This is a genomic window from Pseudoduganella sp. OTU4001 (assembly GCF_038440195.1).
GTDB lineage: Bacteria > Pseudomonadota > Gammaproteobacteria > Burkholderiales > Burkholderiaceae_D > Rugamonas.
In genome coordinates this window covers 1-17,631 of sequence record NZ_JASATG010000010.1, presented here as the reverse complement: position 1 = coordinate 17,631, position 17,631 = coordinate 1, and the positions used below count along the sequence as shown (strand labels likewise).

General features: G+C 63.4%; 17 protein-coding genes and 1 pseudogene. 11 read left to right on the top strand and 7 right to left on the bottom strand.

Going from position 1 to position 17,631, the window contains the following annotated elements:
• The first annotated feature begins 17 nt into the window (after positions 1 to 17).
• The 4 genes from AAHE99_RS11280 (at position 18) to AAHE99_RS11265 (ending at position 2,906) form a co-directional block, all read left to right on the top strand.
• The gene (locus AAHE99_RS11280; protein WP_342117290.1) at positions 18 to 1,871 is read left to right on the top strand and encodes a hybrid sensor histidine kinase/response regulator; all 1,854 of its coding nucleotides are present in this window, start codon (positions 18 to 20) and stop codon (positions 1,869 to 1,871) included.
• Between the two features lie 58 nt (positions 1,872 to 1,929).
• Positions 1,930 to 2,067 (top strand): hypothetical protein, encoded by a 138-nt coding sequence (locus tag AAHE99_RS11275; RefSeq protein WP_342117289.1) that lies wholly within the window; start codon positions 1,930 to 1,932, stop codon positions 2,065 to 2,067.
• 301 nt (positions 2,068 to 2,368) lie between these two features.
• Positions 2,369 to 2,506 (top strand): hypothetical protein, encoded by a 138-nt coding sequence (locus AAHE99_RS11270; protein WP_342117288.1) that lies wholly within the window; start codon positions 2,369 to 2,371, stop codon positions 2,504 to 2,506.
• Between the two features lie 40 nt (positions 2,507 to 2,546).
• Positions 2,547 to 2,906: a hypothetical protein gene (locus AAHE99_RS11265; RefSeq protein WP_342117286.1), complete on the top strand. Its 360-nt coding sequence runs from the start codon at positions 2,547 to 2,549 to the stop codon at positions 2,904 to 2,906.
• Positions 2,907 to 3,019: 113 nt separating this feature from the next.
• Here AAHE99_RS11265 and AAHE99_RS11260 read toward each other — a convergent pair whose 3' ends face one another.
• Complete coding sequence (locus AAHE99_RS11260) at positions 3,020 to 4,402, bottom strand: M16 family metallopeptidase (RefSeq protein WP_342117285.1); 1,383 nt, start codon at positions 4,400 to 4,402, stop codon at positions 3,020 to 3,022.
• A 3-nt stretch (positions 4,403 to 4,405) separates the two neighbouring features.
• The gene (locus AAHE99_RS11255) at positions 4,406 to 5,722 is read right to left on the bottom strand and encodes a M16 family metallopeptidase (RefSeq protein WP_342117284.1); all 1,317 of its coding nucleotides are present in this window, start codon (positions 5,720 to 5,722) and stop codon (positions 4,406 to 4,408) included.
• A 103-nt stretch (positions 5,723 to 5,825) separates the two neighbouring features.
• On the opposite strand from AAHE99_RS11255, the gene AAHE99_RS11250 reads away from it, so the two are divergent.
• Both AAHE99_RS11250 and AAHE99_RS11245 read left to right on the top strand, forming a co-directional pair.
• Positions 5,826 to 8,576 (top strand): CheR family methyltransferase, encoded by a 2,751-nt coding sequence (locus AAHE99_RS11250; RefSeq protein ID WP_342117283.1) that lies wholly within the window; start codon positions 5,826 to 5,828, stop codon positions 8,574 to 8,576.
• A gap of 38 nt (positions 8,577 to 8,614) precedes the next feature.
• Positions 8,615 to 9,085, top strand: a complete 471-nt coding sequence (locus tag AAHE99_RS11245; RefSeq protein WP_342117282.1) for an acyl-CoA thioesterase — start codon at positions 8,615 to 8,617, stop codon at positions 9,083 to 9,085.
• Here AAHE99_RS11245 and AAHE99_RS11240 read toward each other — a convergent pair.
• The 3 genes from AAHE99_RS11240 to AAHE99_RS11230 form a co-directional block, all read right to left on the bottom strand.
• Entirely contained in the window at positions 9,082 to 9,276 is a 195-nt protein-coding gene (locus AAHE99_RS11240; protein WP_342117280.1) for a hypothetical protein, read from the bottom strand. The genes AAHE99_RS11245 and AAHE99_RS11240 overlap by 4 nt on opposite strands.
• Before the next feature lie 10 nt (positions 9,277 to 9,286).
• Positions 9,287 to 12,154: a bifunctional diguanylate cyclase/phosphodiesterase gene (locus AAHE99_RS11235; RefSeq protein WP_342117279.1), complete on the bottom strand. Its 2,868-nt coding sequence runs from the start codon at positions 12,152 to 12,154 to the stop codon at positions 9,287 to 9,289.
• A gap of 70 nt (positions 12,155 to 12,224) precedes the next feature.
• The gene (locus AAHE99_RS11230) at positions 12,225 to 12,986 is read right to left on the bottom strand and encodes a fused MFS/spermidine synthase (RefSeq protein ID WP_342117277.1); all 762 of its coding nucleotides are present in this window, start codon (positions 12,984 to 12,986) and stop codon (positions 12,225 to 12,227) included.
• Between the two features lie 150 nt (positions 12,987 to 13,136).
• Here AAHE99_RS11230 and AAHE99_RS11225 point away from each other — a divergent pair, with 150 nt between their 5' ends.
• The 4 genes from AAHE99_RS11225 to AAHE99_RS11210 all read left to right on the top strand — a co-directional run bounded on the left by AAHE99_RS11225 (position 13,137) and on the right by AAHE99_RS11210 (position 16,686).
• Positions 13,137 to 13,412, top strand: a complete 276-nt coding sequence (locus tag AAHE99_RS11225) for a hypothetical protein (protein ID WP_342117276.1) — start codon at positions 13,137 to 13,139, stop codon at positions 13,410 to 13,412.
• A gap of 21 nt (positions 13,413 to 13,433) precedes the next feature.
• Positions 13,434 to 14,603, top strand: coding sequence for a GGDEF domain-containing protein (locus tag AAHE99_RS11220; protein WP_342117274.1), 1,170 nt, complete (start codon positions 13,434 to 13,436; stop codon positions 14,601 to 14,603).
• Positions 14,604 to 14,668: 65 nt separating this feature from the next.
• A complete protein-coding gene (locus AAHE99_RS11215; protein ID WP_342117518.1) occupies positions 14,669 to 16,123 on the top strand; it encodes a Ppx/GppA phosphatase family protein in 1,455 nt (484 codons plus the stop codon).
• A gap of 44 nt (positions 16,124 to 16,167) precedes the next feature.
• Positions 16,168 to 16,686, top strand: a complete 519-nt coding sequence (locus AAHE99_RS11210) for a hypothetical protein (RefSeq protein WP_342117273.1) — start codon at positions 16,168 to 16,170, stop codon at positions 16,684 to 16,686.
• A 71-nt stretch (positions 16,687 to 16,757) separates the two neighbouring features.
• On the opposite strand, the gene tnpA is transcribed toward AAHE99_RS11210, so the two are convergent.
• A complete protein-coding gene (gene tnpA, locus AAHE99_RS11205; protein ID WP_342117271.1) occupies positions 16,758 to 17,174 on the bottom strand; it encodes an IS200/IS605 family transposase in 417 nt (138 codons plus the stop codon).
• A 21-nt stretch (positions 17,175 to 17,195) separates the two neighbouring features.
• Between tnpA and AAHE99_RS11200 the strand changes: the two are divergent.
• A pseudogene (locus AAHE99_RS11200) lies at positions 17,196 to 17,276 on the top strand (helix-turn-helix domain-containing protein); the annotation flags it as partial.
• A 165-nt stretch (positions 17,277 to 17,441) separates the two neighbouring features.
• Here AAHE99_RS11200 and AAHE99_RS11195 read toward each other — a convergent pair.
• A partial coding sequence (locus AAHE99_RS11195) for a hypothetical protein (RefSeq protein WP_342117523.1) occupies positions 17,442 to 17,631 on the bottom strand: 190 nt, incomplete at its 5' end.

The following is a 17,631-nucleotide window of genomic DNA, read 5'->3' as shown; positions in this document are numbered from 1 at the left end:
GCACGGCGGCAGGATCAGTGCGGTTCAAACTGATCCTGACGGCACTGGCAACCACATTTGTCGCGCTGGTGGTCACCACGGTGGCCATGCTGTATTACGACCTGAAAAGTTTCCAGCAGGGCTGGGTGGACGACCTGACCACGCAAGCCGAGCTGATTGCCACCATCTCGGCGCCCGCCATCTCCTTCAACGACCCGCGCACCGCGCGGCAGAACCTGGGCTTGCTGCGCGTGCGGCCGCAAATCCTGGCCGGCGCCATTTACACCGCCAATGGCCAGCTGTTCGCTTCTTATGCGCATACGCCGGTCGATATGCCGGCCTTGCCGCGTCAGCCCGGCGCGGTCGGCTATGCGATCGAAGGCGGGCAAATGGTAGTAAACCATCCCATTGTCGAGGCGGGCGAGCGCGTCGGCACGGTCTACCTGGCCGCGTCCTACCGCCTGCTGGACCGCCTGCAAAGCTATGCCCTGATCCTGCTGGGCGTGATGCTGTTCAGCCTGCTGCTGGCGGCTTTCGTGGCGCAGCGTCTGCAGGCCGGCATCACGCGCCCGCTGCTGGCGGTCACCGACGTGGCGCGCAATGTGATGCAGCGGCGCGATTATTCGCTGCGGGTGGAAGAACGCGCCAGCGGCGAGGTCGGCACCCTGATCGATGCCTTCAACGATATGCTGGCCGAAATCGGGCGGCGCGCCAATGCGCTGCAGGAAGCCAACCGCACGCTGGAACATGAGATGACGGTGCGTCAGGGCGCCGAGCGCGCCTTGCTGCTGGCCGACCGCCGCAAGGATGAATTCCTGGCCACGCTGGCGCACGAGCTGCGCAATCCGCTGGCGCCGATCCGCACCGGGCTCGACATCATGCGCGTCAACGCCAACGACCAGGCCGCCGGCGAGCGGGCGCGCGCCATCATGGAGCGCCAGCTGAAGCAGATGGTGCGGCTGGTGGACGACCTGCTCGATGTGTCCCGCATCAATACCGGCAAGCTGACCATCCGCCGCGAGCAGGTGCGGTTGCAGGACGTGGTCAACGACGCTCTGGAATTGTCGCGCCCCTTCATCGCCGCCCAGGGCCACCAGCTGGACCTGCAGGTGCCGGAACAGCCGCTATACCTGTTGGGCGACACCACCCGGCTGGCGCAGGTGCTGTCCAACCTGCTGCACAATGCCGCCAAGTACACGGCGCGCGGCGGCCTCATCACGCTGACGGCGCAGGCCGAAGGCGGGCAGCTGCAGCTGAGCGTACGCGACAACGGCATCGGCATCGCACCGGCGCTGCTGGATGAGATTTTCGAAATGTTCATCCAGGCCGATTCTTCGCTGGAGCGCAGCACGGCGGGCCTGGGCGTCGGCCTGTCGCTGGCGCGCAAGCTGGTCGAGCTGCATGGCGGCAGCATCCGCGCCGTGAGCGCAGGCGCGGGGCAGGGCAGCACCTTCATCGTCAGCTTGCCGTTGCTGGAGACGGCCAGCAGCCGCGTGGCCGAGCCGGTGGCGGCGCCGGCCGATGGCCGCCTGCACCGCATCTTGCTGGCGGACGACAACGTCGACTTTGTCAACGGCATCGGCGGTTTGCTGCGCTCGCTGGGGCACCAGGTGCAGATTTGCCACGATGGCCAGCAGGCGCTGGCGGCGGCCGAAGTATTCGCACCCGAGTTCGCTTTCCTTGATATCGGCCTGCCGCAGCTCAACGGCTACGACCTGGCGCGGGCGCTGCTCCGCCTGCCGGCGCTGCGGCATACGGTGCTGGTGGCGGTCACCGGCTGGGGCCAGCAGAAGGACCGCCAGCAAGCGTTCGAAGCCGGCTTCCACCATCACCTGGTGAAGCCGGTCAGCATTGACCAGTTCCAGGAAATTCTCGCTGGCGGCAGGGCTTGATAATTGGGGAAAGCGCCCGATCTGCTTGAATAGGCAATGTTATTCGAGGAGTAACACCATGCGAGCGCATATCACCCCCGATCCTGAAGTCCCGCCACCCGAACCGGAAAAAGATCCGCCGCCCGACGATTCGCCGCTGCCAAGCGAGCCGCCTATCGAGGAGCCGGTGCCGAAGCCGCCGCCGATGCAGGCTTAGTGTCGGGCGCCGGTTCCGGCAGGGGCGGAATCTTGCGGATCTGCTCCTCCGTTTCCAGCTCGCCAGCGGTTTTCTCGCCACTGCCGATATCCGGCTCATCCAAGAAGTACTGTTCCATGCTGGATCCTCCTTCGGCACGATCCTACCAGCGCAGGGCGCACGGCGTCGCTTGCTTGCTAAAAGGCAAGCAGCGTTGCTAAATCTAAATATTTGTGGTGTTTTGTGCTCGCTGTCACATGGCGGTCACTAGCGCCTTTTTATAATAGGTCATCGACAAACGCTTTTTAAGTCGGAGGCCATCATGGGCAATTCCCTGCACAACAAAATCTATCTCGGACGCCGTATCGACCTGCACAGCCGCCGTATCCAGGCGCTGATGTGCGCGAGTGCCGTGACCGTTGTGGGCCTGGCCTGGCTGGCGCTACGCGTGCTCAAGTAGTACCATGATGGGTTGCACGGCCCATCATGGAAAATAAGCAATGAAAAACGAGAAACTGAGTACGGACGAATTTAACGCGCTGCTGGAAATTGCCCGCGGCATTCAGGGTAAGCCAAGCGCTTGCGTCGGCCGCAACAGCAAACGCCTGTCGGGCATCAAGCTGATCAAATTTGAACGCACTGGCCGCATCATCCTGACGGATGCGGGCAAGGAGCGCTTGTTCCTGCGCCGCTGCGTGCTGGCGCTGAAGGCGCTGGTGGATCAGCCTGGGGCTGCGATTGAGGCGGATGTGGCGATGTTTTTGGGTAAGAAGTCGCACATCGTTGAGGTGGATGGGGTGGTGACGATTACTGACAAAGGCCGCGAGTCGCTGGCCGATATTGAGGCGCACGGCATTTGAAACCGTAAACCAGCCGGATGGCCGTACCCGTCAGACCCGTAGGGTCTGACACTTGGCCCGCGACCGCCGCGGACTGGTGTCTGACCCTGTGGGTCAGACACCGGGTTACCGGTTTAAGGCTGGAACCCGTCCGCCGTAATCTCCAGCTTGGTCACCTCGCCATACTTGGCAGCAACCTTCTCAATTTCAGAAGCTTTCCCCACCAGCACCATCTGCAAATTCTTGCGCGGGAAATGCTTCTCCACCAGCTGCTTGGCCCGTTCCGGCGTCAAGCTGTCGACATCCTTCATGAAGTTGTCGATCTGGCTGCGGCTGACATCATTGGCATACATATCCCCCAGCAGCGAAGCCAGTTGTTCGCTGGTCTCATAGCGCGGCGGGAACTGCCCCTTCACATAAGCCTTGGCCGAATCGAGCGTCTTCTTATCGATCCCCTTGCTCCACAAGCGGTCGTAGGTCTTCAGCGCCAGATCCAGTGCAGCCTCCGTTTTTGGCAGCGCGGTAAAGCTCGAAATCGAGAACGTGCCCGTCTGCGACAAGGTACCGAAGCTCGAATTCGCGCCATACGTCAGGCCCGAATTCACCCGCAGCTCATCGTTCAGCCACGAAGTGAAACGCCCGCCCAGCACAGTATTCAGCACCTGCAGCGGCACATAATCCGGATCGTTGCGCGCAATACCTGCACCGCCAATCAGGAAGGTGGTCTCGATCGCGTCGGACTTGTTCACCACCCACACGCGCGCCTTGTCGGCCTGCACCTTGCCGTAATTGGCGCGCTGCGGCGCCGGACCTTCCGCCTTCCACTGGCCGAACAGGGCTTCCACTTTTTTACGCATCTCGGCCGGATCGAAATCGCCGACCACGATCAGCGCCGCATTATCCGGACGGAAGTAGCGCTTGTGGAAAGCCTTCACGTCGTCCTGCTTCAGGCCCGACAGGCTGTTCACGGTGCCGCTTGGCGGGTTGGCATAAGCCGCATTGCCGAACAGCATGGCGCGGTAATAGGTGCTCACGACCTGGCGCGGGCTTTCCTTGGCCTGCTTCAGGCCATTGACTTTGCGGGTGCGCAGCTTATCCAGCTCCGCCGCATCGAAGCTCGGTTCCTGCACCAGCTCCGCGAACAGCGGCAGCAGCACGTCGGTATCCTTGCGTGCGAAGTTGGCCGCCACGGTCGATTGCTCCACGCTGCCGCCGCCCGCCAGCACGGCGCCGCGGAAGTCGAAAGCCTGGTCGATATGGGCCTTGTTATGCTTGGCGGAGCCGAGCAGCACGCCGTCGCCGGTCAGGTTGGCCAGACCGGCTTGCGCGCCGTCATTGACCGCGCCGGCTTTCACCACCGCGCGCACCGCCACCAGCGGCACGTCATGGCGCTCCATCATGTAGACGGTCAGGCCGTTCGGCAGCTTGGCGGTTTCAAAGGCGGGCAGCTTGAATTCAGCCGCTTGCGCCGAGGCTGCGACAGCGCCGGTCATGGCGATAGCAAACAGTTTCTTCATTAATTAGTCCTCCTTCGCCGCCAGCACGCCCACGGTGCGCAGCGATTTCTTCAGGTATTTGGCGGCGACAGCCTGGATTTCGGCGCCGGTCAGCTTCTCGTAGGCGGCAGGCGCATCGAAAGCCTTCTTGTAGTCGCCGAAGAACACATCGTAGTTGCCCAGCATTTGCGCCTTGCCGTTGATGGTTTCCTGCGCGCGGTAAAGGCCGAGCAGCTTGGCATTCTTCACCTTCTGCAGTTCCTCGTCGCTGACGCCATCCTTGGCCACTTTCTCGATCGCCTCGATCATCGCTTTCTCGACCTTGGCCGGTTCCACGCCGGCAGCGGCGACGGTGAACATGTACAGCAGGCCCGGATCGAAACCGTCGGTATTGTAGGAGCCGACGCTGGTGGCCAGCTGCTGCTCGACCAGGGCCTTGTACAGGCGCGAAGTCTTGCCGTCGGTGAGCAGGGACTGCAGCACGTCCAGCGCATAGTATTCGTCGGAACCGGCTTGCGGCACCTTGTACGCCACCATCAGGTTGGCGGCGGTGGCGGACGGCTTGGCCACGAACAGGCGGCGCTCGCCTTTCTGTTCCGGCTCCACGGTGCGCACGGCCGGCGGCGCGGCGCGTTTCGGGATGCTGCCGAAATACTTGGTGGCCAGCTTCTTCACCTCGTCGACCTTGACGTCGCCCACGATCACCGACACCGCGTTGTTCGGCGCGTAATAGGTGCGGAAGTAGTTTTCCAGGTCCTGCTGGGTCCAGGCCTTGATATCCGATTCCCAGCCAATGGTCGGGATGGCGTAAGGGTGGGCCACAAAGGCTACGCTGTTCAGCTCCTGCATCAGCATGCGCACATTGGAGTTTTCCAGGCCGGTGCTGCGCTCGGACAGCACCACACCGCGCTCGCTCTGTACCATTTTCGGGTCGATCGACAGGTGGGCGATGCGGTCGCCTTCCAGCTTGAACACCGTCTCCAGCGAGGAGGCCGGGAACCAGTCCTGGTACACCGTCACGTCGCTGTTGGTGTAGGCGTTGTTGGCGCCGCCGTTGGCTTCCATGGTTCGGTCGAACTGTTTCGGACCGTAGTTTTTGGAGCCGTTGAACATCATGTGTTCGAAGAAGTGCGACAGGCCGGTGGTGCCCGGCGCCTCATTGCGCGAACCGACCTTCCAGAAGGTGTACATGTTCGCATTCGGGATGGCCGTGCTTTCCAGCACGATGAACTTCATGCCGTTGTTTAGCGTGAAGGTCTTGACCTGGTCGGCCGTCAGCGCGGCCTGGGCATACGTGGCGGCCGTATAGGCCAGCAGCGCTGCCAGAACTTTCAACTTCATTGGTTTTCCTTTCCATGAAAGAAGTTGCATGAAGAATACTTGATCCATGGCGAAAAGGCCAATTTCGGCCAGGCGCGTACAATGCGAGGTTGAGAGGCGCAAAATGAATCCAATAAAAGAGCTCGGGTTTCCCCTGGTCGGCATCGGCGCGTCTGCGGGCGCGTTGGACGCCCTCAAGCGGCTGCTGCCGGGATTGCCGCCCGAACCGGGCTTTTCGCTGGTGGTGATTTTGCACCTGGCGCCCGGTCAGCCCAGCTTCATGGCCGGCACGCTGCAGCAATGGACCAAACTGCCCGTGACCCAGGTGACGGAAGCAGCGAGCGAAATCCAGCCGAACCACATCTATGTCATTGCGCCCGGCACCTTTTTGACGATCGACGGCTGCCGCCTCGTGCCCGAGGCGGCAGCAGGCAGCAACGGCGCCATCGATCACTTTTTTCATTCCCTGGCTGAATCCCACGGCAAACTGGCCATCGGCGTGCTCCTGTCGGGCATGAATGACGATGGCTGCCAGGGGCTGGCCGCCATACGCCAGCAGGGCGGCAGCGCCATTGCCCAAACGCCGCTCGATGCGCAGTTCGGTGTGCTGCCGCAGTCTGCGCTCGACGCCGGGCTGGCCGACTTTGTGCTGCCGGCGGACGCGATCGCGGCGCAACTGCTGGCGCTGGCCGGTTCGCCGCTGGACGTGCCGCAGCCTGAGAGCGACGAACAGCTTGACGCGCAAGGCTTGCAGGAAGTGCTGGCCTTGCTGCATTCCTGCACCGGCCACGACTTCCAGCATTACAAGCGTCCCGGCATCCGGCGCCGGCTGGAGAACCGCATGCAGTCGCGGGGCACAGCCAGCGTGGCGGATTACCGCAGCATGCTGGCGCACGATGGCGACGAGCCGGCGCGCCTGTTGAAGGAATTGCTGATCGGCGTCACCGGCTTTTTCCGCGATGGCGACGCTTTCACGCAATTGCGCCAGACCGTGCTGCCGGAACTGCTGGAGGCGCGCAGCGGCGCTGAGCTGCGGGTCTGGGTGCCGGCCTGCTCGACCGGCCAGGAAGCCTATAGCCTGGCCATGGTGCTGGTCGACCTGGCGCGCCGCATGCCGCAGCCTCCGCGCATCCACATCATCGCCTCCGACATCGACGAGCAGGCGCTGGCGGTGGCGCGGGCCGGGCATTATCCAGAATCGATCCGCGATGAGATTCCCGAGGCCAGCCTGGAACGCTATTTCGTACGGGCCGGCAAACAGTACCGGGTCCGGCAGTCGCTGCGCGACGTGGTGACATTCGCCAATCACGACTTGCTGCACGATCCGCCTTTCCGCGCACTGGATCTGGTCTCATGCCGCAATGTCATGATCTACCTGGACCGTGCCATGCAGTGTCTGGTCCTGCAGCGCTTGCATGGCAGCTTGCGCCCAGCAGGCTATTTGTTCCTCGGCAGCGCCGAGTCGGCCGAATTTGAGCCCGAGCTGTTTGAGCGGGTTGGCCGGCCGCACCGGATCTACCGCGCACTGCCAGGCAGCGGCTCGGCCACGGCGGCGCGGCCAGCCGCCTCGATGGATGAAATGAGCGAGCGCCTCGCCGCATCCGAGTTTGGTCGCGAGGAACTGCAATCGAATAACGACGAGCTGTCCGTGCACAATGCCGAACTCACCGCACGGCTGGAGGACGCCGACACCGCCCGCGACGACCTGGCCAACCTGATCGCGTCGGTCGATCTGGCCACGGTGTTTGTCGATCCGGCGCTGATCCTGAAGCGCTACACGCCGCACGCGGCGCGCATCTTCAACCTGAAGCCGCGCGATATCGGCCGCCACCTGCTCGATATCACCAACCGGCTGGACTACCCCGAACTGGCCGCCGATGTGGCGCAGACCTTCGAGACCTTGCAGCCGCTGGAGCGCGAAGTGGAGGCCAGCGCCGGCGGTCATTACATCGTGCGCGTGCGCCCATACCGCACAGGCGGCGACGCGATTCTGGGCGCGGTGCTGACCTTTTTCGATATCAGCGAGCGGCGCGTGGCCCAGGTACAGGAGCGGCAACTGGCGAGCGACCAGGCATTCCTGCTCAAGCTTAGCGACAGCCTGCGCCTGTTGACCGACCCGGCGCAATTGCTGGCGCTGGGCTGCCGCATGCTGGGTGAGCAACTGGGCGTGCCGCAACTGGCCTATGCCTGCATCGACGATGGCCGCTACTGCATGCAGGACTGCACCACGGATGGCGCGGCGCATATGCCGGGTGAAGGCCCGCTGGCGGCACTCGGAGAGGCGGTACTGGCCAGCTGGCGCGCCGGCCATGTGGCAGTCTATGACGTGAACGAAGCCGCACCCATGGACGGCCTGCGGGCGCTGGCGCCCGGCAGCGGCGCCATGCTGGCGGCGGTGCATCGCCAGGGGCGGCACTGGCGCGGTTTTTTCATCGCCAGCCAGCCGGCGCAGCGCGTCTGGACTTTGGCGCAGGTGGCGCTGTTCGACGCAGCGACACTGTGCATCGGTGTCAAATTCGAGCGCGCCCGCGCCCAGCTATCCTTGCTGGCCAGCGAGAACCGCCTGCGCGGCCTGCTGCGCGGCTTTGCCCGCGCCTATTGGGAAACTGACGCCAGTGGCCAGCCGTTGGCCGACAACCTGCTCGATAGCGTGTATCCGGACGACCGCGCGGCTATCCTGGAAAGCTGGCGCCGCGCCGTGCGCAGCGGCGGCGAACTCGATGAGCAGATCCGGCTGCGCAATGCGGCCGGTGTTTGGCGCCAGGCCAGCATGCTGGCCACGCCCACTTTCGACGGGCAGGGCGATATCCTCAAATGGACAGGCTGCATCATCGACGGCGCCGAGCAGCCGCCGCTGGCATCGGGTAGCATATAGCGATTGCAACTACTTGCGGCACGGCGATGGAAAACACAATGCACTGGTCGGCCCACGAGCTGACCATGACGGTCCTGATGACCCCCGACATGGCCAATTTCTCCGGCAATGTGCACGGCGGCGCGATCCTGAAACTGCTGGACGGCGTGGCCTATGCCTGCGCCAGCCGCTATTCGGGCAGCTACGTGGTGACGCTGTCGGTGGACCAGGTGATGTTCCTGCAGCCTATCCACGTGGGCGAGCTGGTGACCTTCCTGGCCTCGGTCAACTACACCGGCAGCAGTTCAATGGAAGTGGGGATTCGGGTGGTGGCGGAGAATATCCAGCAGCGCCTGGTGCGCCACGCGAACAGCTGCTACTTCACCATGGTGGCGGTGGACAAGGACCGCAAGCCGCAGAAGGTGCCGGCCCTGGTGCCGGAAACCCCGGAGCAAGTGGCGCGCTGGGAACAGGCCAAGCTGCGCAAGGCCGCGCGCCAGCAGGTGGCGGAAGCGGCTAAAAAGCGTTAAGGATAAGGGCGGCGCTGCTCTGGGTAGACCAGGGTGCGCAGCGCGATCGGGTGCGGCACGCCCATGGCGAACAGGAATTCGGCGGCGCGGCGCAAGCCCACTTCCGGCAGCGCGGCGATGGCCTGGTTGACGATGTCGCGCGTGCGGTGGTCGCTACGCACTTGCTGGCGATGCAGGTCGACGCTGTTCATTTCGCTCTCCTCAGGCGCGCAGCCGGCGTGGGGCCGCGCTGGTTAAATGCTTTCCCTCATGCAACATCTGTCGAAGCGCCACGGCATCCACCGGGCGGCTGAAATAGTAGCCCTGGATCTCGTCGCAGCCATGGCGGCGCAGGAACTCCAGTTGCTCTTCCGATTCTACCCCTTCCGCAATCACGCGCAACTCCAGGTTATGGGCCAGGGCGATCACCGACACCACGATGGCCGCATCGTCGGCATCGGTGGCGATGTCGTTGACGAAGGAGCGGTCGATCTTCAATACGTCGATCGGGAAGTTGCGCAGGTAAGACAGGCTGGAATAGCCGGTGCCGAAATCATCGATCGACAGCGCCACGCCCAGCGACTTCAGTTCGTGCAGCAGGTTCACGCCCTGCGCCACGTCGTGCATGAACAGGCTTTCGGTCAGTTCCAGTTCCAGCAGTGAAGGCGGCAGGCCGCTGTCGGCCAGCACGGCGGCGATGGTGGACACCAGTTCCGGCTGCGCGAACTGGCGCGCCGACAGGTTGACCGCCATGCGCAGCCCTGTGAAGCCGGCATCGTGCAAGGCGCGCGCCTGCTGGCAGGCGGTGTGCAGGACCCAGGCGCCGATCGGGACGATCAGGCCGGTCTCCTCGGCCAGACTGATGAAGCGCGCCGGCGGCACCATGCCCAGTTCCGGATGCTGCCAGCGCAGCAGCGCTTCCATACCGACGATCTGGCCCGTCTCCAGGTCCACCTGCGGCTGGTAGTGCAGCACGAATTCGTCGCGCTCCAGCGCGTTGCGCAGGGCGCTTTCGATGCGCAGGCGTTCCTGCGCCTCGTCGTTCATTTCCGGCTGGTAGAACTGGAAGGTGTTGCGGCCCAGCTTCTTGGCCGAGTACATGGCGATGTCGGCATGTTCTATCAGGTGCTGCGCCGGCGTGCCGTCGGCGTCGTACACGGCCACGCCGATGGAGCAGGTGACGAAGAATTCCTTCCCCTCCAGCAGCACCGGCTGCGCCAGCGCCTTCATCACGCGTTCGATGATAGCCGGGGTCAGCTGCTCGTCCGGGTACTGGCTCAGGATGGCCACGAATTCGTCGCCCGACAGGCGCGCCACGGTATCGCTTTCGCGCACGCTGGCCTGCAAGCGTTCGGCCACGGTTTGCAGCAGCTGGTCGCCGGCCTTGTGGCCCAGGCTGTCGTTGACGAACTTGAAGCGGTCCAGGTCGATCAGCACCACCCACATCGGCAGGCCGCTGCGGTTGGCGTAGGCGATGGCTTGCTGCAGGCGGTCCTGCAGCAGCACGCGGTTGGGCAGGCCGGTCAGCACGTCGTGGTGGGCGATGTGCTGGATGCGCTGCTCGGCCAGCTTGCGCTCGGTGATCTCGCTGCCGGTGCCGCGGTAGCCCTTGAATTCGCCCTGGGCGTCGTAGACCGGTTCACCGCTGGTGTTGAACCAGCGCGTCACGCCGTCATGGCCGACGATGGCGTATTCAAAGTTGGAGAACGGCAGGCGCGCCTGCACCTTGTTGATATGGTCGCGGCCCGTGCTGCTGGTGTACAGCTCTGGCGTGCATTCCCAGCGCGTGCGGCCGAGGAAGTTCTCCTTCGCCACATGGCCTTTTTCGAAGAAGCCGCCGGTAATGTGGGTGAAGCGGAATTGTGTGTCCTGCTCCCAGTACCAGTCGGACGACAGGGCCAGCAGGCGGCGGAAGCGGTGCTCGGATTCCTGCAGCGCGCGTTCGGTGCGCTTGCGCGAGGCCACGTCTTCGGCCAGGCGCTGGTTGGAGCGCTGCAGGTCGGAAGTGCGCGCATCGACCAGCAGCTGCACGCGGCGCGAGCGCTGCACCAGGGTGTGCACGAAAGCCGCCGCCAGGGCGCTGAACAGCAGGCCGCCGAGCAGGGTGCCCAGCGAGCCCAGATGGTCGGCCAGGAAAGGGCGCGGCAGGTCGTCGCTGCGGATATGCCAGGTGCGGCCCAGCACATTGAAGCTGCGCATGTCGCTGCTGTGGTAATCGAAGTCCAGCCAGCGGTGCAGCCAGTGTTCGTGCGTGGCGCCCGGCACGCCATTGCGCCGGTAGGCCAGGCTGCCGGCCTCCGAAGGATCGCCGGCGTACACGCTCAGGCTCAGGCTCTGGTCGTCCAGCAGGCCGTGCTGCTGCAGGATGGTGTGCACCAGGTGCGGCGTGCGGATCACGGCGGCGGTATCGCCGGCCCATACCGCATGGCGCTCGGCGCGGGTGCCGGTCGGCATGCCGGGCTGGTACAGCGGCATGATCATGATGAAGCTATTGCGCTGGGCCGGGTCCTGCGCCAGCTGCAGCTGCTCGGTCGCGGCCGGGCGTCCCGTGTGCAGGATGCGGTCGATGGCGGCGCGCACCTGCACGTTGCGGCCGGAGTTCAGGCCCAGGGCGGCTTCGTTGCCTTTCAAAGGCTCCAGGTATTCGACCACGTTGTAGTACGGGCGCTCCGGCGCCGGCACCAGGCCCTCAGGCGTCAGTTCCTTGATGACGAAGCCGGGATAGCGCGCTTGCATCGCCGTTTCGAACGGCTTGCGTTCGGCGTGCGACAACACGCGATGGTAGTTGAAAGCCTGGATGAAGGGGTAGCGCTGCAGCAGTGGCGTGGTGAAGCTGTGGAACTGCTCGCGGCTGACCGGCTGCACCGAGCGGAACAGCTGGTTGATCACATTGACAACTTCCACCGCATCGTTCAGGCCGCGCTCGATGGCGGAAACCCTGACGGTGGCGCGCTGCTGGAAGCTCAGCTCCATCTTGCTGAATTCCAGCGCACTGACGGAAACGAAAAGGACGGCGGTCGCCGCCAGGCCTGCGCCCAGCGTCAGTGCGGCTGCACCGTAGTGCGATAGTCTCCTGCGCCGACCTGCCATAGTGTCCTTTGCTTAAAAAATGTAGTTTGTCACAAAACCCCTAGCCTTAGGGAAATAACCCTTGGATTTTTCACAAAAGACCCTTGCGCAGGCGCGCAACGGTGTAAATTGCCAACAGTCGATTGGCGAGGCCGAATCCCAGCCCCGGGGTAGGGCTGCCCCAGGCCGCTACCTTGCGCTGCATGATGCTGGCCGGCCCGCCAGGCGTGCGGTCGGGGCGGATGCCGAACAGGATGTGGTTGTTGCCGGCGATGCCGGTGAACTGGCAGATCCGGTCCTGGAAGGCATTGGCCAGGCGCACCAGCACGCTGCGGTATTTGGGGTCGTAGCTGAACACATTGGCCGCCATCACGCCGTCCGGGCGCAGGGCGCGCCGGCAGTCGGCGTAAAAGTGCTCGGTGGCCAGGGCGTTGGGCAGGCCGTTGGCGTCGAAACCGTCCACCAGCAGCACGTCGGCGCTGTCCTTCAACTCCTTCATGTAGGCTGCGGCGTCGCAGTGGATCACGCGGAAGCGCTCATTGTCGGCGGGGATGGCAAAGCGCTCGCGCAGGGCGATCACGTCGGCGCGCAATTCCAACACCGTGATGCGGGTGTGGGGCAGGTAGCGGTAGCAGAATTTGGCCAGCGAGCCGCCGCCCAGTCCCACCATGACGATATGCTCCGGCCTGGGTTTGAACAGGACAAAGCACATCATGGCGCGGGCGTAGGCCAGCACCAGTGCGTCCGGGTCGGCCGGGTCCATCTGGCTCTGGATTTCACCGGGAGTGAACTCCAGCGACAGGCGGCCGCGCCGGTGACGCACCAGAGGCCGGTTGTCAGGGACGGAAGTCATTTTGTCAACTTGTTATGAAGCATGATCATCTGATAAGCTGCCGGGCTCCGGTTCCAGTGTACCGGATGAGCCGCGCTGTGGGGCGCTCGCGTTTACATCGGCAACTTTTATAGGTACATTGCCAACATAGGCAGCTTGGAGAAGATAGATATGTTCTTAGACCATCCAACCATCACCGCGACCAACAGCTTCACGGAACCGGACCGTATCGAGCGCCTGACCCGCGTGTATGGTTATGTTGCCGCACTGGCGGACCACGCCGGCAAGCAGCAATTCATCGAAAAGGTCAGCCAGCTGCATGACCATAAAGGCACCCTGATCGTGTTCTGGCACGATATGCCGACCGAAGATGAAAAAGAATTTTTCAGTAAAGCCTGGGCCAGCAAGATCGGCGACGGCAGCAGCAACGTAGAACACGAAGTCTGAGCGCGGCCCTGCCGCTGAAACATGGATATCAAGACCCTGGTTCTTGCCCTCGCACTGGGCAACCTCAGCTTGTGCGCGGCGCTGTTTTTCTTCGAGTACGAGAGCAAGAAGTCGCTGACCCTGTCCACCTGGGCCATTGCCAAGCAATGCCAGGCGGTGGCCTGGTTCCTGTTGTATTTCCGCGGCGTGGTGCCGGAGCTGCTGTCCGGCCCGATCGCCAATGGCTTGCTCATGGTCGGCCTGGCGTTCGACGCCGGCGCGCTGTGGGAGGGCTATGGCCGCATGGCCTGGCAAAAATACCTGTATCCCGCGCTGGCGGTGGCCGGCGGCGTGCTGCTGGCGATGCAGGTGCTCGATACCGATCCTGCGCTGCGCATCGCCATCGGCTCGCTGATGGTGGGCTTCTTCTTCCTGGCCGGTGTCATGGCGCTGGCGCGCGCCTGGCGCGACGGCAGCATGCTGCGGCGCTTCCTGGTGGTGACCATGTTTGCGCTGACGCTGGTGGTGGTGGGGCGCGGCCTGCTGACGGCGGCCTTCCCGGACGGCCTGTCCTGGGTCAGCCCGAACCTGATGCAGCTGTTCGGTTTCGGCGGCTTCTACCTGATGATGCTGACCAATGCCTTCGGCTACCTGCTGCTGTCGCGTGAGAAGCTGCAGTCCGAGCTGGCGCGCCTGGAAGTCAGCGATCCCCTGACCGATGTGCCGAACCGGCGCGGCTTCTACCAGGCGCTGGCGCCGTGGATGGCGCTGGCGCGCCGCCCGGGGCAGCCGACCGCCATGATCATCCTGGCGCTGGACCAGTTCAAGCGCGTCAACGACAGCTACGGCCATGCGGCCGGCGATGCGGCCCTGAAAACCATGGTCGAGACCTGCAAGAAGCAGTTGCGCGATTCCGACCTGATGGGCCGCCTGGGCGGCGCCGAATTCGCCATCCAGCTGCCGCGCACTTCGCTGGAAGACGCGCTGATGGTGGCCGAGCGTATCCGCTGCGCGATCGAGGCCATGCCGGTCAAGACCGAGCGCGCCGTGATCAAGCTGACCGCCAGCATGGGCGTGACGACCATCCGTGCCGACGACAGCACGGTCAGCCTGTTCAAGCGCGCCGACGAGGCGTTGCAAGCGGCCAAGGTGCGCGGCGAAAACCAGGTGGCGCAGCCGCCGGAGCCAATGTCCATGGAGGCCTTGTCATGACAGCGTAACACTGTGGGCGTACTGTGCTACCATTTTCGTTATAAACGATATAAATGGATTCCTCGATGTACGCCGCAGTGGACCTGGGCTCCAATAGTTTTAGACTTTCCATCGGCCATCACGATGGAGAGACGATCCGCGTGCTTAACAGCATGCGCGAACCGATCCGCCTCGCAGCCGGCCTGGATGCCGCCGGCAGTCTCACCGACGAAGCCTTGCAGCGTGCGCTGCTGTGCCTGAAGAATTTCCGTATTGCCCTGGCGGCCTACCAGTTCGATGGCGTGCGCGTGGTCGCTACCGCCATACTGCGCCAGGCGCGCAATGCGGCCGACTTCCTGCCGCAGCTGGAGCAGGCCATCGGCTACCCGATCGAGATCATCTCCGGCGAGGAGGAGGGGCGCCTGATTTATATGGGCGTGGCCAATGCGCTCGGCCAGCCGAATGAGAGCCGGCTGGTGGTCGATATCGGCGGCGGCTCGACGGAGCTGATCCTGGGACGCGGTCTCGACATTGAGCGGGTCGAGTCGTTCAGCGTGGGCAGCGTCAAGCAAAGCCTGTCGTTCTTTGTCGGCGGGCGGGTTGATGCGCGTTCTTTCGAAGCGGCCGTGCTGTCGGCGCGTTCGCATTTTGAGGATGGGGCGCCGCCTTACCATCCGGAGTACTGGAAGCGGGCTTACGGCTCGTCCGGCACCATCCGCGCCATCGGCGAAATCATTGAGAAGAACAAGCTGGGCGACGGCATTACGCTGGCGGCCTTGAATGCGGTGCGCAAGCGTTTCATCGAGCTCGGCCAGGTCGGCAAGATCGATATGCCGGGCCTGCGCCCCGACCGCGCCAGCACGGTGATCGGCGGCCTGGCCATCCTGATCGGGGTGGTGCAGGAGCTGGGCATCGAACGCCTGGAGCCGATCGATGCCGGCTTGCGCATGGGCGTGATGTGGGACTTGTACCTGCGCTCCACGCGGCGCGACCGGCGTGATGATTCGGTGCGCAGCTTCCTGGCGCGTTTCCATATCGATGCGGCGCGCGGCGGCAAGGTGGCCGATGCCGCCAATGTCCTGTTCGGGCAGATGAAGCCGGGCAGCGATACCTTGCCGCGCCACCTGGCGTGGAGCGCGCAGCTGCACGAAGTGGGGCTGGTGGTGTCGCAGACCGGCTACCACAAGCACGCTGCCTATATGGTGGAAAATGCCGACCTGCCGGGCTTTACCACCCGTGAGCAGAAGCTGATGGGGCGCCTGATCCTGGCGCAGAAAGGCAATCTGCGCAAAGTCAGTGAACATCTGTCCGACAGCGACTTCGCCAAGGCTGTGGTGGCGCTGCGGCTGGCGATCCTGTTCATGCATTGCCGTATCGAGGTCGATGACCGCGCGGTGCGCTTGCGCATGAAGAACCGCATCGACCTGGAGTTGAAACGCGACTGCGTCACCAGCCACCCGACCTTGTCCTACTGGATGGAGAAGGAGCAGGAGTTCTGGGACGAGGTTGGCGTGGACTTCAGCGTTCGCACTGTTGCGTAAGAAAATCGTATATACTGTTTATATTATTCAGTAATGGAGCATCCATGAGCGCAACGAGAGCCAAAACCACCGCCGCCAAGCCTGGCGCGGCCAAACCCGCTGCCAAGCGTGCTGCCCCCGCCAAGGCCGCCAAGCCTGCAGCGCCCGCCAAGCCAGCCGCCGCCACGCGCGCCGCAGCCGCCACCAAGCCGGCCGTCAAGCGCGCAGCCACTGCCAAGGCGGCCGCTGCGGCAAAGCCCGCTTCCAAGCCCGCCGTCAAGCGCAGCGCAGCCGCCAAGCCCGCCCCAGCCCCGGCAGCCAAGCCGGCAAAAGTGGACAAAGCCGAGAAGGCCGCCAAGCCACATAAGGAAAAGCTGGTGCGCGACAGCTTCACCATGCCCGAAACCGAATACGCCGTGCTGGGCCAGGTGAAGAAAGCCTGCCTGAAGAACGGCATCGAAGTGAAGAAATCCGAGCTGCTGCGCATCGGCGTCGCCCTGATCAGCCGCCTGGACATGGCGACCCTGAAGCAAGTGCTGGCGACCCTGCCACAACTGAAGACCGGCCGCCCGAAAAAAGCCTGATCGAGGGCGCGGCAAACCCCGCCGTTTAGGGCGGGGTCAAGAGCGCGGACGGCGTAGCCGTCTTTTACTGCCTAATGTGGCGCTTGCTGCTGTTCAATGTACTGCCGGATCATGGCAATCGGAGCGCCGCCGCAACTGCCTGCGAAATAGGAGGGCGACCACAATGCTCCACCCCACAGTTTCTGCCTGATGCTTGGGTAGTTCTTCTTCCGGATTACCCTGCTGGATGCGCCTTTCAAGCTATTCACCAGACGCGAAATGGCCACCTTGGGCGGATAATTCACCAGCAGGTGAACGTGGTCATCCTCCCCATTAAATTCAATCAGCTCCGCCTCGAAGTCGATGCAGACGCGCGCGAAGACCTGGCGCAAATCCTCCAGCATTTCGCTGTTGAAGACATTGCGGCGGTATTTGGTGACAAAGACCAAATGGACATGCATCATAAAGATGCAATGTCTACCATGGCGGAGCTCGCTTGAACTGGTCATGGACCAAACTATACTGAAGGTATGGTACGCCTTCAAGCCTTCCGATTCGAGCTGGTTCCAGATGGCCGGCAACAGCGCGCAATGTGTCGCTTTGCTGGTGCTTGCCGTCACGTTTTTAATCGAGCTTTGACATTGCTCAAGGAGAATCATGCCGCTGGAAAGCCTTATATCCGCTATGAGGCGATGGCGAAGAACTTGACGCTATGGCGTCATAGCCAGGAGACCCCCTGGCTGCGGGAGGCACCATGCCACGCGTTGCAGCATGCGTTAAGGCATCTGGACCAGGCATTCAAGAATTTCTTCGCAGGCCGTACCGCATATCCCCGATATAAGCGCAAAGGATGCAGTGATGCATTCCGTTTCCCGGATGCGAAGCAGATCAAGCTTGATCAGGGCAATTGCAGAATCTTCCTGCCAAAACTTGGTTGGATGCGTTACCGGAAAAGCCGTACTGTGC